Annotated in this window: 13 protein-coding genes and 1 pseudogene; 4 read left to right on the forward strand and 10 right to left on the reverse strand. The window is 30.6% G+C overall.

Annotated features, from left to right (window positions below):
* Window positions 1-43 precede the first annotated feature (43 nt).
* The 3 genes from ltrA to ACWJJT_RS10115 form a co-directional block, all read right to left on the reverse strand.
* A complete protein-coding gene (ltrA, locus tag ACWJJT_RS10105) occupies window positions 44-1453 on the reverse strand; it encodes a group II intron reverse transcriptase/maturase (protein ID WP_258280593.1) in 1410 nt (469 codons plus the stop codon).
* Window positions 1454-1927: 474 nt separating this feature from the next.
* Complete coding sequence (locus tag ACWJJT_RS10110) at window positions 1928-2374, reverse strand: hypothetical protein (RefSeq protein WP_462954647.1); 447 nt, start codon at window positions 2372-2374, stop codon at window positions 1928-1930.
* A gap of 649 nt (window positions 2375-3023) precedes the next feature.
* A complete protein-coding gene (locus tag ACWJJT_RS10115; protein WP_462954648.1) occupies window positions 3024-3536 on the reverse strand; it encodes a family 14 glycosylhydrolase in 513 nt (170 codons plus the stop codon).
* A 203-nt stretch (window positions 3537-3739) separates the two neighbouring features.
* Between ACWJJT_RS10115 and ACWJJT_RS10120 the strand changes: the two genes are divergently transcribed.
* Window positions 3740-4060, forward strand: a complete 321-nt coding sequence (locus tag ACWJJT_RS10120; protein ID WP_462954649.1) for a DUF1540 domain-containing protein — start codon at window positions 3740-3742, stop codon at window positions 4058-4060.
* Window positions 4061-4120: 60 nt separating this feature from the next.
* On the opposite strand, the gene ACWJJT_RS10125 is transcribed toward ACWJJT_RS10120, so the two are convergent.
* From ACWJJT_RS10125 to ACWJJT_RS10135, 3 genes and pseudogenes are all read right to left on the reverse strand, one after another.
* A complete protein-coding gene (locus ACWJJT_RS10125; RefSeq protein ID WP_216303337.1) occupies window positions 4121-4801 on the reverse strand; it encodes a pseudouridine synthase in 681 nt (226 codons plus the stop codon).
* A 112-nt stretch (window positions 4802-4913) separates the two neighbouring features.
* A pseudogene (locus ACWJJT_RS10130) lies at window positions 4914-5258 on the reverse strand (isocitrate/isopropylmalate family dehydrogenase); the annotation flags it as partial.
* A gap of 190 nt (window positions 5259-5448) precedes the next feature.
* On the reverse strand, window positions 5449-6291 hold the full coding sequence (locus ACWJJT_RS10135; protein ID WP_165412924.1) for a CPBP family intramembrane glutamic endopeptidase: 843 nt from the start codon (window positions 6289-6291) through the stop codon (window positions 5449-5451).
* Between the two features lie 174 nt (window positions 6292-6465).
* On the opposite strand from ACWJJT_RS10135, the gene ACWJJT_RS10140 reads away from it, so the two are divergent.
* Window positions 6466-7899: a DDE-type integrase/transposase/recombinase gene (locus ACWJJT_RS10140; RefSeq protein ID WP_258280699.1), complete on the forward strand. Its 1434-nt coding sequence runs from the start codon at window positions 6466-6468 to the stop codon at window positions 7897-7899.
* A 503-nt stretch (window positions 7900-8402) separates the two neighbouring features.
* Here ACWJJT_RS10140 and ACWJJT_RS10145 read toward each other — a convergent pair.
* The 4 genes from ACWJJT_RS10145 to ACWJJT_RS10160 all read right to left on the reverse strand — a co-directional run bounded on the left by ACWJJT_RS10145 (window position 8403) and on the right by ACWJJT_RS10160 (window position 11822).
* Window positions 8403-9320, reverse strand: a complete 918-nt coding sequence (locus ACWJJT_RS10145) for a sensor histidine kinase (protein ID WP_462954650.1) — start codon at window positions 9318-9320, stop codon at window positions 8403-8405.
* Between the two features lie 49 nt (window positions 9321-9369).
* Window positions 9370-10125 carry an ABC transporter permease subunit gene (locus ACWJJT_RS10150; protein WP_462954651.1) on the reverse strand — a complete coding sequence of 252 codons (756 nt, stop codon included), beginning with the start codon at window positions 10123-10125 and terminating at the stop codon, window positions 9370-9372.
* Window positions 10118-11041, reverse strand: a complete 924-nt coding sequence (locus tag ACWJJT_RS10155) for an ATP-binding cassette domain-containing protein (RefSeq protein WP_462954652.1) — start codon at window positions 11039-11041, stop codon at window positions 10118-10120. The genes ACWJJT_RS10150 and ACWJJT_RS10155 overlap by 8 nt, the downstream gene beginning before the upstream one ends.
* Before the next feature lie 88 nt (window positions 11042-11129).
* Window positions 11130-11822 carry a response regulator transcription factor gene (locus ACWJJT_RS10160; RefSeq protein WP_462954653.1) on the reverse strand — a complete coding sequence of 231 codons (693 nt, stop codon included), beginning with the start codon at window positions 11820-11822 and terminating at the stop codon, window positions 11130-11132.
* A gap of 317 nt (window positions 11823-12139) precedes the next feature.
* Between ACWJJT_RS10160 and ACWJJT_RS10165 the strand changes: the two genes are divergently transcribed.
* Complete coding sequence (locus ACWJJT_RS10165) at window positions 12140-12829, forward strand: response regulator transcription factor (protein WP_462954654.1); 690 nt, start codon at window positions 12140-12142, stop codon at window positions 12827-12829.
* Window positions 12822-14279 (forward strand): sensor histidine kinase, encoded by a 1458-nt coding sequence (locus ACWJJT_RS10170; RefSeq protein ID WP_462954655.1) that lies wholly within the window; start codon window positions 12822-12824, stop codon window positions 14277-14279. Before ACWJJT_RS10165 ends, ACWJJT_RS10170 begins: the two co-directional genes overlap by 8 nt.
* The last annotated feature ends 61 nt before the right edge of the window (window positions 14280-14340 follow it).

Consider the following 14340-nt stretch of genomic DNA (forward strand, 5'->3'; position numbering starts at 1 on the left):
CACCACCGTCCATACCGTTCGGTACACGGCGGTTCAATAGAAATTAATGTTTTAATAAATATGTCTCAGATATAGAAACTAATCCTATATTTTTAAGGTATTTATTGGTCAATGTTTTGTTTAATATAGGGCTATTGGATGTTCTCCAATAGCCTTTCCTTGTATTTGCATATTGCAAAGCTTTATTGTTTGGTATTCCTAATTTAACAAGGTTCCCATATTTTGTTTTAATCTTTTTCCATTGTTTCCAAAAACACATTCTAATTCTTCGCCTTAACCATTCATCAAGTGTTTTAAGAATACTTTTAATGTCTGCAATAGCAAAATAATTTATCCATCCAACTATCACTTGCTTAAGTTTCATAAACCTATATTTCATGCTCATCGCATTACTTCTTGAAGTTAATTCTTTTAGCTTTGCTTTGAATTTGATTATAGGTTTTTGAGGAACTCTCATTCTGTATTCACCTTTTGCCCGGTAAAATGAAAATCCTAAAAATTTAAGTTTCCAAGGTCTATCTACTGTACTCTTTTCTTTATTCACTCTAAGCTTTAACTTTTCCTCAATAAATCTCGTAATACTCTTCATTACTCTATTTGCTGATTTCTCACTTTTGACGTATATATTCGCATCATCAGCATATCTACAAAAGTTTAGTCCTCGTTTTGTTAGTTCTACATCGAGTTCATGTAACATTACGTTACTTAATAATGGGGACAAAGGCCCGCCTTGAGGTGCTCCTTCTTCTGTATTCATAAATACCCCATTTATCATCACTCCACTTTGTAGATACTTTCGTATCAGAGAAATTACTCTACTATCTTTAATATCTTCCGATAGTATCCTTATTAATTTATCATGATTTATCGTATCAAAGTATTTAGAAAGGTCTATATTCACCGTCCATGTATGTCCAGCATTAATATATCCCCTACATTTTTCAACAGCTTGTTTTCCACTTCTTAAAGGTCTAAAACCGTAACTATTATCAGAAAATTTCTTTTCATATACTGGTATTAGAGTTTGTGATATCGCTTGCTGAATAACTCTATCTAATACAGTAGGTATTCCAAGTAGCCTAATTCCACCGTCAGGTTTTGGTATTTCTACCCTTCTTACGGCTAGAGGTCTATATCTACTTTCTAATAATGATTGCCTTAATTCTTGTCCATGCTCTTTTAGATAATGTAGAAGTTCATCTACTGTCAAACCATCAATCCCATGACTTCCTTTATTGGCTTTTACTCTTTTATATGCTTTATTCATATTATCTCTCGATAATATCTGCTCGAGTAAACCATTATCATATTCATTCACATCGTTTCTTCCTTCTTCTGACATAGAGGAAATACTATGCACTTCTACATTACCTTCGAGTTCCACTCTATTCTCTCGTAGAGAGCCTTCTTTATGAAGTTGTCTGCTTTTATCATATTTTCTCGTATCCTTCAAAATTCCAAAACCTCCTATTGTTCAGTCCTTCCCACGCTAACGCGTTTTGCATGGTACTATGACGTCTGCTGACTTCTGATAGTTCAGCCATACATCACTGTATGGGTTGTTATTTCTAAATTCATATCCACAACTTACCTATCAGATCTCCCCGGGTAAGAACGCAATCTTTCACTCCATCTATCTGCTACATTTACACCACTTGTTTCGAATAGTTTTGGGCTTCGTTTTGTATTGCAAACTTACCCACAAGCATATGCCTTATATGTAGTTTCTGTTCGTCAGACCGGAGTTTGGCCGCCAACTTCCTTCAGATTCCATCTCACGATGGACACCCTTGTCTTAAGCTATGCACTTGGCACTATTAACCCGTGCTAGGGACTTTCACCCATTAGATTGCGCCCATGCCGGGCGCACAATAAAAGCAGTATAGAATTATCTTCTATACTGCTTTACATTGCTTATTAAATGTCATTAAACTTCTGTTTCTTCAGTTGGTTTATCAAATTCTAACTCAACTTTTTTGTTTTCTAAATTAGCTTTTCTATTATCTAATGTATTAAGATTTATAGGATGAGTAACCATATCTTCAGTTGTATTCATTATAAATCTATTTAAATAAATTTTCCCTTCAGGAGTGTTTGCTACAGCATAAGGTTCTGTATCTTTCTTAAAGAGAACCCATGTATAACTATTATTAACCACTCTGCTTAAATCTTCTTTATCGATTATAGTCCTAGATTTTTCTTTACCATATCTATCTCTTAATATTATAGCAACAGTTTCTTCATCTAATTCTTCATAATCGTTAATTGTATTTTGATTATATACTTCTAGGTTGCATTTTCTATTATCTAGAGTGTCTCCATTGATATGTCTTACAGGTGCTTTTGGATGAACATCTAATATGAATGACTGCAAACTCTGTTTTCTTCTATATTTTTTTTCTTCGATATAATAACTACCTAGATTCTGTGCTAAGAAATTATTAAAATCTTTATTCCATTCTGCAAACCAACGACCTTTTCCTAATACCTTTTGTAAATCTTCAGTATCTATTTTACAATCAATAGTTGTTCCATCTTTTTTAACTATTTTTAAAAATGTGATATTTTCTAGCGTCTGGTACTTGTTTGATTTAATCTCTACTTTAGTAGTTTCTGTTTTATTTATATTTTCGTTTTTTATGATAGGACACCTCTTTCTTCTATTTAGGCATCTTCAAAAAAATAACCAGTCAGCACGCTAGTCTATTTTTTTCATATGCCTTGTAAGGGATTTAAAATTATATATAACTTTAATATTTCCCTAATTTTTTAATAACAATTCAATTTTCTCTAGAACACACATGTTTATTTTTCTACATTATTTTAATTATATCATATTTATTAGAGTAGTGGCTCTTAATTTTACGATAAACTTAAACTTTTTTTAAAACTGCCAATATACGCGCAAAAAAATTATAATGGTAATTTTTTCTAGCTACCAGTTCCAGGTATAGGAACCTCCCCTTGTAGGAACAGTATAAGATTGACTGTTGCCACCTCCCCAGGTTACGTTTCCATCACCATTAAATAGCATTTTGATACGCTTGATTATTATTAGAGATAGCTAGTTCATTCTCTCCAAAGTGTCTTATACCTTTCGATGTAGCCAAATTGGCAACATTTATAACGAGACTTTTGGGAGCTGAATAGCCTGGACTAACATATGCGCTTGAATCATCCATCTCAAGACATGTAAATGTTAAATCTACATTTGATGTCTTAAACTGGTCGAGTAAAGTACTATACTTATAATAACCTGCACCGTACTCCGCAGCATGTGGCATAGTAGGACTATTCATTAACCAGTGTATGCCTGCTATTTTTGCTCCTATTCTAACATCAAAAACTGAATCAAAACTGTTATGTGCTATAGCCGTTATATTCGACAAGTGTTTTGCAAGTACACTTTGATACCAAGTTAAAAAGTCATTACCATAAGTTAACTTATAACCCTTTTCAAAAAAATTATCCCCATCTGTTGGATGCATAATTTGTGTAAAGCTTGTTAGTCCTATAATATTATAAATGACATACATTTAATAATATGTATATCATTACATTTTCTTACTTGAATCTAATTATATATAAAAATACAACAATATTCAATCGAAAATATATTTTACGGCAACATTCTTATAAAAAGTCTATCAAATAGAAATTTTAAATAAAACCTATATTATAAATATTTTCTTTTCCTTTTGGTTAAACTTCTTAGTAGATACACTAAGGAGGAGATATAATGTCAAAAATCAATTGTAGCGTTTCAAATTGCTCCCATAATGACAAAAACACATGTTATGCTAACATAATAAATGTTGGTGGGAAAAGTGCTAAAAAAGATTCTGATACTTGTTGTGCTACTTTTTTAGATAGTATTGTCTATAGCTCTCTTACAAATATCATTAATTCCAATAGCAATGGATGCGACGTAATTGCTTGTAATGTATGTACTTGCACCTATAACTCTAATCAGCTCTGTAATGCTAAATCTATAGACGTTAGTGGCGAAAATGTTAATCTCTATTCAGAAACAGATTGTTTGACTTTTAAAACCTCATAATCGAGTATTTTCCATAAAAAAAACAAAGGGTACCTTAATATTTCTACTAAGGTACCCTTTCTAACTATTCCTTAATTCTATTACCTCTTTCTCTGTTAGGTAACGCCACATGCCAATATCCGTTTCATCAATTTTTATATTAATAATTCGAACTCGTTCTAATCTTACAACTGTATATCCAAAAGTTTTGCTCATTCTGCGAATTTGCTTATTTAGTCCTTGCGTTAAAATAATACGAAAAGTATCATCGCTAACTGCGATAACTTTGCAATGTCTTGTTTTAACTCCACAAATTTGAACACCTTCAGACATTGCTTTGAGAAAAGATTCATCAAAATGCTTATTCACAGTTACTATATACTCTTTCTCATGTTCATTTTCAGATTCTAAAATATTATTTGCCAAATCACCATCATTAGTCATAAGTATTAACCCTTGAGATGCCTTATCTAATCTTCCAACTGGAAATATGTATTCTGGATAGTTCATGAAATTAATTATATTGTTTTCTACTGTTTTTTCTGCAGTACATGTAATCCCGACGGGTTTATTTAGCGCAATATAAATCTTCTCTCTCACTACAATATTCTCATTATCAAGAAGAATATTATCCTCTTTTTCTACCCACTGCCCGGTGGTGCAAAGCTTCCCATTTACCATTATCCTTTTTTCATCTATAAGTCTATTAACATCAGTTCTTGAGCAAATACCATAATTGCTAAGCAGTTTATTTATTCTCATAATAAATCTTTATCCTTTCACTAGTCATCTAAACTACTTTAATCTCTTTGTATCATTATACCAAATATAACTCATGAGCAAGTTGCTCATGAGTTATTTGTTGTTAATTATTTTATTTCCCCATTTTTTCAATGATAGCTTCAGCGAACTCGCGAGTTCCAGTATTTCCACCTAAATCACAAGTTAAATGTTTGCCTTCTTTTAAAACATCATCCACAGCTTTCTCTATTTTATTTGCCGCTTCTACTTCTCCTATAAATCTTAGCATCATGACACCTGATAGAATACACGCAGTAGGATTTGCTAAGTTTAAACCAGCTATATCTGGAGCAGATCCATGAGCTGGCTCAAAAACCGCACCTTCTTCTCCAATATTTGCACCTGGAACTAGTCCTAGCCCACCAATTAACCCCGCTGCCATATCTGATAATATATCTCCGTATAGGTTAGGCATTAGCCTAAACGCAATTTTGTAAAGATATTCTGCAATTTCTTATAATTAATCCGTCATTTTTTTGTTCATATCAATATTTCCCTATACCCTTAAGTAATAATTGTATCTTTCTTTAAAGTAATAAAATTCACAAAATCCTCCACTATAAAGATAATTATCTTTATAATGGAGGATTTTGTTTTGTGGCCTAATATTATATTTCTATAGATTCTTTGTATATATCTAGCTTATTTCCTGGTTTATTTTGATTAAGCCATCTGTAGGCAACAATTAAAATTATGCTTCCTACAATAAAAGCTGTACCATGAATTAATGTAGCATACTTTCCGCTTATTAATTGGAAGGCTCCTGAAATTGAGATTGCCGTAGAATTATTTATAAAGTGTGCAAATATACTTAAATAAATTGAACCTGTATTCAAATATATAGATCCAATAATTAATCCTAGCAAAAATGCATTTATGCCCTGGGGAATATTCATATGCATCAACGCAAAAAATAAGGCTGATACTATAAGTGCTAATGTTGGATTTATTTTGTTAGCCATACCCCTTAGCAATATCCCTCTAAAAACAATTTCTTCATATATAGGTGCTATAACAACAGCACTAAGTATCATTATAATAGGTGACATCGCCAGCTCCTCAAATGCTTGATTTATAAAATCAGGCATAGGTATCTTATTAACCCAGTAAATTAAACTATTATCATATACTATACGAAAGCCTATAATTATTAAAGCAACATAAATAAAATTCTTTCTATTAAAACTTTTTTTATGAATTTTTTCACAGGAATCTTTACTATGCCACTTTAATAAAAGAGTAATAATAAAATATTTAACTAACACTCCTGTAACAAATTTCAAATAGGGGGCTACTTTTGTAAAACGTTTAAAAAATAAATTTAAAATTTCTATGGGTATTTGACCTAATATCTCCAATAAAATTGCTGTAAGCATTACAAGAAAAGCTTTAATTATAGTCATTTGTTTAACAGTTATCGCTTGATTTTCTATATTTTTTAAAAATTTCATATTATAACACCCTCTAACTTATTGATAGTGTAAACACTATCTTTACTTTTTTTATATAAATCCTTGAATTTGCAAGGATTTAAGTTGTTTTTAAAATAAAAAAACAATGCCCCCCTCTATTTGATATAATTGTTGTATCTGAACTCAACAAAATACCAAAAGGAAGGTGTCATTGTGAGTACAATTATATCAATGTTAGTTACCTATAATCAAGTATTACTTTCTCAAATTAAACAATTACTTATTTTTATTGCTAAAAATATACCGCTAAAAGTTCCAAAATACGATATGACAAGTCCTAAATATAAAAAACTTACTGTAGACAAATTGCCTACTATCAAAACTTTTGAAAAGCTTAATTATAATCAACTATTAGATGAGTATAAAACCTCTCATGGTAAGGATAAAAAACCTGTCAATTCTCGTGGTAAATATCCAGTATCCCCAGAGACCATCTGCCCTCAATGTGGCGCTCCGCACATCTATATCTACGATAACGCTGGAGGCCGTGGGCAGCTTTGGTGCAAAGTTTGTGATCTGCATTTCAACAAAAATAAGGTTAATTTTAAAACTGAGAGCTTCCTTTGCCCATTTTGTGGACACTCTTTAAGTAAGAAGAAGGACCGTAAAAACTTTTATATCCATAAATGTGTTAATAAAAAATGTAATTATTACCTGAATTCTCTTTCAAGGCTTTCTCTTGAAGATATTAAAGAATACAAGAAAGATAAGCACAGATTTAAACTGCATTACATTTATCGTGAGTTTACAACGAATTATTTTGATGTAGATTTATCTTCTATGCCAAAAGGTGCTACTAGCCTAAATTTCAGAAATTTTTCGTCTCATGTAATGGGCCTATGTCTAACATATAACATTAATTTAGGATTATCTACACGCCGTACGGCGCTTGCTCTTTGGGAAATACATGGAGTTAAAATATCTCATGTCATGGTTAGCAGATACGCCGTCACAGCTGCCGCTTTAGTTAAACCCTTTGTCGATAATTATGACTATAAGCCTACTGATTACCTCGCTGCTGATGAAACTTATACTAAAGTCAAAGGAGTCCATCAATATGTTTGGCTTGTTATGGACGCTATCAAGAAATCAATTTTAGGATACCAAGCGTCTTTTAGCCGTGATACTGGCCCTTGCATTTTGACTATGCGTATGGCTTTCGATAAGTTCAAAGAGTTTCCCGGCAAGTCACTTAAATTCGTTGCTGATGGCTATACTGCATATAAGCTTGCTGAGCAACAGTTTAAACTTAACGGCATGGACTTCGATGTAATCCAAGTAATTGGTCTTACTAACTCTGATCCTATTTCAACCGAATATCGTTGGCTTAAACAAATAATAGAGCGTCTCAACAGAACATTTAAATTTTCCTATAGGGTTACAAATGGCTTTGGTAGTGAAGAAGGTTCCAACACGCACTTGGCGTTGTTTGTAGCATATTACAACTTTCTCCGCCCACATAGCTACGCTTATTGGGGACCATTGAACTCAATCCCTGAACTTGAAAAGATTTCTACTATGCCAGCAAAATGGCAAAAGTTAATCGAACTTTCACAGCAACTTATAATAGAAAAACAGGTTGTATAAGTGAATTTACCTTTTAATATAGTTTGAATTTTCTTACCCGGCAGGGTTCCGTAAAAAAGGAACAATCTGATTAGGTATATTTTTGCTGACTTTTTTTATTTACCAAAAAAATTACAAGGTTTTGATGAAGACAAAACTAATATTTCATTCCTTTAAGGTATATTTTCACTTTTCAAGGTGCAATTTAAATTCCAAAATTTTTAATCTTGTTTTTTCATAGATTAGTTAACACTATCAACTTATTATATTTTAACATAGTTGCAGTTTATACCATCCTAAGTATACTATATATGTGTTTAACTGTCGTTAAATTACATATATTATATTACTTACCAAATTGGTTATTTTAATAAAGGTGTATATTACATTAAATATATATTATATAGATGAAAAAAGTTATCCACATTGTTTTCCGAAAGCTGTTTCCTATATAATCAAAAAATAACAAGCCAGAAGGTGGCTTGTTATTTTCTTGAAGATGCCTTACTTTAAATTATGACTATCTACTCTGTAATAGACTTTAAACATTTCCACCTTATTATTATGCTGAGATTTCCTTCTACTAGTTCCACTGAAATTTCATGCCCCATTTGTTCAACTAGTTGTTTTGTTATAGCAAGTCCAATCCCTGTACTTTTCCCTGTTCTTGCTCTATCTGCTGTAAAAAATCGTTCAAATAAACGCTTCGCATCTTCATCACTTAAATTTGGGGCAGCATTTTGAAATATTGTAACAATGTAATCATTACTGCGTTTTAAAGAGGTAGCTGCATATCCTTCACCATATTTAATAATGTTTTGCATTAGATTTGAAAACACTCTCTTAACTTCGACTTCATCTCCTATAATAAAATAAGGTTTTTCTTCTATATCAATTTTAGGTTCCACTTCGCAATTTAAAAAATCATTATAAAATGAAGCCACGCATTCACACAATATATTATTTAAGTTTAATGATTTCATATCAAATTTATATTCATTACCTTCTAGTCTTGATAAATCATAAAAACTAGTTATTAAGGATTCTAAGGATTTTGTTCTGTTTTTTACTATATCTATATATTTCTTATTTTCATCTTCAGATAAACTATTATTATCAATTAATTGCATATACCCCATTATTGAAGTTAATGGAGTCCTTAAATCATGAGATATATTTGAAATAGCTTTTCTAAGCTCTAAATCCATCTTTTTATATTTAGCTTGTGACTTTTGTTTTTCTTCTAGATTTTTGTTTATTCCTAGTGCTAACCCACGCAATTGCTTATTATCACAAGATAATAGTATTTTGGAATTAGTCTTAGTCTTATTAATTTTGTTTAATTGGCTGTTTATACTTTTAATTTCACTATACAATAAAACATAAAGGGTAACAGATATGACTACCACAGCTAGTAATAAAATTATTATTAATCTTTGCATAAATATCACCCCTTCATCTAATATCTAGCATAGCTTATGCTAAACTAATTTATTTAATTTCCTTTTTTTCAAAATACACTATAGTTATGATTGTAAATACTAACGTATAAATAACTCCCATTAAAACCGAGGATATTATAGTTTCGCTTGTTAACGATGATGTTGAAATTTCATTTATTTTTTTTGTAATAAGAATATTTTCCAGGTATTTAAACTTATCAGAAACAAAGAATGAAAGCATCATAATAATCCTGTCTGTAAATATAAATATTCCAGAATAGACAAATGCAAAAATAGTATTATTTTTAATAATAACAGCTAAGAAAGTACATATTGCTATAGCTGCTATCCATAGAGGCGTGGCTACTAATGATTTTTGACAAAACCTTATTATAGTAACAATTAGTTCATTATTTACTCCAAATACTACAAATGCGCTCCCAAAATACAAAACTAATATAATAATTTCTGCTATAAATGCAAGGATAACTGTAGTTATAAGCTTTGATAAAATTATTTTACTTCTTGTAACTCCAAAAACCACAACATTTCTAAGTGTTTCATTTTTGTTTTCCTCCGATGTAATCATATCTACAAGTCCAACTACTAAAAATATTGGAATAATAAGAGTTGACATAATGAACTTATCAAACATACTATTAATACTATCAGTGGGAATATGACAATGTACATTTAAAATCATAACATTAGCCCATATAGCTAAAATACCTATAGAAGCTGTATAAGCCCAAAAATATACTCTATTAAAACTTCTATAAAGTTCAGCTTTTATATAATTAATCATGTTTATTACCCCCAATTAAATTTACAAAATACTCTTCTAAATTCACACCACTGTTATTAATTGAAAATAGCTTAATTCCATTATTAATAAGCGCCTCTGACACTCTCTCTGGAGTATCTATATGCTGATATAATCTAATTTCATTTCTATTTAACACTTCATATTCCATAGATCCTAGCTTATTTTCTATTATAACGGTGGCTTTTGAGGTATCATCTACTTTAATTAATAGGTACCGTCTACATTTCTCTTCTAGATTCTTTGCAGATATTTGCTCTACAAACTCGCCCTTATTAATAAATCCATAGGTATTTGCAAGTTGAGATAGCTCACTTAATATATGGCTAGATATAATTATTGTCGTATTTCTTTCTCTATTAAATCTTAATAAGAGTTCTCTTAATTCTATTATTCCAGTAGGGTCAAGACCGTTGGTAGGTTCATCTAAGATTAGTAAGTCAGGACTTGTCATTATAGCTAGCGCGAGCCCTAATCGTTGTTTCATGCCAAGTGAAAAATTTTTGAATTTTTTCTTGCCCGCATCCTCAAGACCTACCATTTTAATTGCCTTATCCACACATTCTTTTTCTACAACGCCCCTTTGCAATCTATAGTATTCCAAATTTTTCTTTGCTGATAAATACTTGAAAAAACTTGGTGTTTCAACCATGCATCCAAGCTTTTTCCTTGAATTATTTAAACCGGCTTTTGATACTTCATTAAAAAGTTCTATTTCTCCGCTTGTTGGTATAGATAATCCAGATATCATCCTAAGAATTGTTGTTTTTCCTGCACCGTTCTTACCTACAAGTCCGTAAATATCCCCTTGTTTTAATTCTAAATCAACATTATTTACGGCAAAGTCCTTACCATACTTTTTAGTTAATTTTTTTGTTTTTAAAATTATATCCCCCATTAAATTCCCTCCCCTTATCTTATATATTTATAATAGTACTTAAAGTATAAGAAACCTTAAGTAAATCCTTAATAAAGTATTAAGATTTCTAGCTCATTTTATAACCAATTCCCCATACTGTATGAATATACTCACTATCTGGATCAATTTTTGTTATTTTCGAGCGAATATTGCTTACATGAACATTTACAGTGTTATCATCACCAAAAAACTCATCATTCCATACAGTCTCAAATATATTTGCTTTAGTAAACACCTTGTTTGGGTAAGACATTAACATTTCTAATATGTGAAACTCTCTTGGTGTAATGTTAATATTTTCGCCTTTAACTAGTGCCTCTACTGCTTCACTATTTAAAATTAAATCTTTATACTTTAAAATATTTTCGCTTTTACTTTTATTAGAAAATATCATATATCTTCTGAGTTGTGATTCAACCCTTGCTAGAATTTCATTTACATCAAAAGGCTTGGACACAAAATCATCTGCACCTAGTCTTAGTACTTCTATTTTTGTATCCTGTGCTGTCTTTGCAGATAAAACTATTATTGGCATAGTTTTAATTTTTCTTATGATTGATATAAGCTCCTCCCCAGATATACCCGGTATCATTAAATCTAATAAGATAATGTGAAAATCATACTGATTTATACACATTCTTGCTTCCGATCCTGAATATGCAGTTTTTACATGATATCCATGCCTTCTCAATATTTCACATAATAAATTATTTATATCTATATCATCTTCCACTACTAATACGCTTATATTATCATTCATCTTACTCACCCTTTATAAATTAATTTCATACATCATCTTATATATGGAATTTTATCCATATATGTATAGTTTAGATTTACACAATTTTAGTATACTTTTATTTCATTAATTTGTAAAATTATTAAAGCGCTTCCTTTATTATATCCATTATAGGAATCTGAATCTTGATAATTAACAAACAAAAATTGTTCACTACGTTACTAATTGTAGTAATGTCTATGGGACAGTCACCTAAAAAAGGGCTGTAGTGACTAATGTTTACTTCTCATATTTTTATCATAGTTATGGTATACTATCATTTTAAGGTGGTGATAATAATGGACGTAATAAAGGGTCTGATTCTTATTGTTGATGATGAAAGTAGAATTAGACGAATGCTTAAGGACTTTCTCGTTAGTCATAAATATGAGATACTTGAAGCAAGCAATGGAAAAGAAGCGATGGAAATATTTTATTCTAATAACAGTAAGATAGATTTAATTTTATTAGACGTAATGATGCCAATGAAGAATGGATTTGATGTTCTTTCTGAAATTCGTGAAGACTCGATTACTCCAATTATTATGCTTACTGCTAAGGGCGAGGAATATGATCAATTGGCTGGATTTAAATTTGGTGCAGATGATTATATATCTAAACCTTTTTCGCCGTCATTACTTCTTGCACGACTTGAAGCTGTATTAAAAAGAACTGGTAAGCGAAAGGTCGAAAATGTTGTTATAGGCAATATATCCGTTGATAAGTTAAAAAAAGAAGTAGTTTGTGCCAATGAAAAATTAGACCTTACACCCAAAGAATACGATTTACTTTTATACTTTATTGAAAACAATGAACTAGTGTTAGCCAGAGAACAAATTTTAGATGCGGTTTGGAATTATGATTATGTAGGCGATGCAAGAACAGTTGATACACACATAAAGCAATTAAGATCAAAACTTGTATTCAATTGCCAATATATCAAAACCGTCCATGGCGTTGGTTATCGCTTTGAGGTGAAAAATGAATAAGACAATTAAAACTAAAGTTACTATATTTGTTGGGCTAATTATTTTTTCAATTGTAATATTACAAGTAATATTCAATATATTTTTAGCAAATCCATATTTTAAGGCACAAAAAAGCAATGTAATTGAGCAACTATTTAGTCAAATCAATCAAAATTACAGTGATGATGATACAAATTTATACAATATCGTAAACCACCGCGAAGAAACTGATAATTTAAAAATTACAATTTTAGATAAATTAAATAATGTTATTTATAATAGTTATGGGGGAAATAATCCATTTCCACTAAATGCACCTCTTCGTTTTAAAAGTGAAAATGGTAGAGTAATATTTTCTGAAAATCCACGCGCTGAGTTACAGGTGAACTATAGAACAAATGAAGAAAGCTTAATGCTTCACGGAATAATAAATTCGAAAAATGGAAAACGATTCATTGTAATTGAAACACCCATTTCTGGAGTTGAACAGAGCGCAAAAATTCTCGCTAAATTTAGTGTGTTTATTTCTATTTTTGCATTACTATTTGGTGGATTTGCAGCATATATATTTGCTTCGAAATTCAGTAAACCTATTAAACAAATTGATGAAGTGGCACGAAATGTAGCTATTTTGAATTTTACGAAAAAAGCAGATGAAAATTTGCCTGATGATGAAATAGGAAGGTTAGCTAAGAACATTAATATCATGTCGAATACACTTTCACAAATGATTTCAAAGCTTACAAGCGCAAATCAAGTCCTGCAAAAGGGTATTGATTACCAAAAGCAAATAGAAAAAATGAGAAGAGAATTTATTGCAAATGTTTCCCATGAGTTAAAAACCCCACTATCATTATTATTGGGGTATTCCGAAATGTTAAAAAATGATGTAGAGGGTATCGATAAAACCTTTTATTATGATGTAATTATTGATGAAAGCCAAAAAATGGATCAGCTTGTTAAGAGCTTACTTGATATTTCAAGTATTGAAAATAATTTGGTTAAATTAAAAAAAGAAAATATTGAATTAGGAGAATTTGCATCACTTCTTACTGCAAAAAACCATGTATTATTTGCAAAAAAAGATATTATCTATAGTACGCATTTTGAAAATGATTGTTGCGTTAGTGGTGATAAAATACACTTAGAGCAAGTGATGAAAAATTATATGATAAACGCACTTTCACACACAAAACCAAATAATATGGTTAAGATATCTGTTAAGAAACAACAAGAAAATGTGGTGTTTTCAATATATAATGAGGGCATAAATATTCCTATTGAGAATATCGACAAGATATGGGACAGCTTTTATAGGACGGATCAAGCAAGAACAAGAAATGACGAAAACAATGTCGGATTAGGGCTTTACATTGTTAAAACAATTATTAACGCTCATGAAGGCGATTATGGTGTTATAAATCATGATGGTGGCGTTGAATTCTGGTTTTCTTTGAAAAGCACAAATTAATAATTTAATCTGCTTAACGCTTAGGCGTTAAGCAGATTTTTTTTAAAAGCTCACAAAAACA

Source organism: Clostridium sp. CM041, assembly GCF_055081035.1.

Excerpts from the sequence above, each read along its gene's own strand:
- ACWJJT_RS10115 (WP_462954648.1), bottom strand. The coding sequence starts at position 3,536 with ATGTATGTCATTTATAATATTATAGGACTAACAAGCTTTACACAAATT.
- ACWJJT_RS10120 (WP_462954649.1), top strand. The coding sequence starts at position 3,740 with ATGTCAAAAATCAATTGTAGCGTTTCAAATTGCTCCCATAATGACAAA.
- ACWJJT_RS10125 (WP_216303337.1), bottom strand. The coding sequence starts at position 4,801 with ATGAGAATAAATAAACTGCTTAGCAATTATGGTATTTGCTCAAGAACT.
- ACWJJT_RS10135 (WP_165412924.1), bottom strand. The coding sequence starts at position 6,291 with ATGAAATTTTTAAAAAATATAGAAAATCAAGCGATAACTGTTAAACAA.
- ACWJJT_RS10145 (WP_462954650.1), bottom strand. The coding sequence starts at position 9,320 with ATGCAAAGATTAATAATAATTTTATTACTAGCTGTGGTAGTCATATCT.
- ACWJJT_RS10150 (WP_462954651.1), bottom strand. The coding sequence starts at position 10,125 with ATGATTAATTATATAAAAGCTGAACTTTATAGAAGTTTTAATAGAGTA.
- ACWJJT_RS10155 (WP_462954652.1), bottom strand. The coding sequence starts at position 11,041 with ATGGGGGATATAATTTTAAAAACAAAAAAATTAACTAAAAAGTATGGT.
- ACWJJT_RS10160 (WP_462954653.1), bottom strand. The coding sequence starts at position 11,822 with ATGAATGATAATATAAGCGTATTAGTAGTGGAAGATGATATAGATATA.
- ACWJJT_RS10165 (WP_462954654.1), top strand. The coding sequence starts at position 12,140 with ATGGACGTAATAAAGGGTCTGATTCTTATTGTTGATGATGAAAGTAGA.
- ACWJJT_RS10170 (WP_462954655.1), top strand. The coding sequence starts at position 12,822 with ATGAATAAGACAATTAAAACTAAAGTTACTATATTTGTTGGGCTAATT.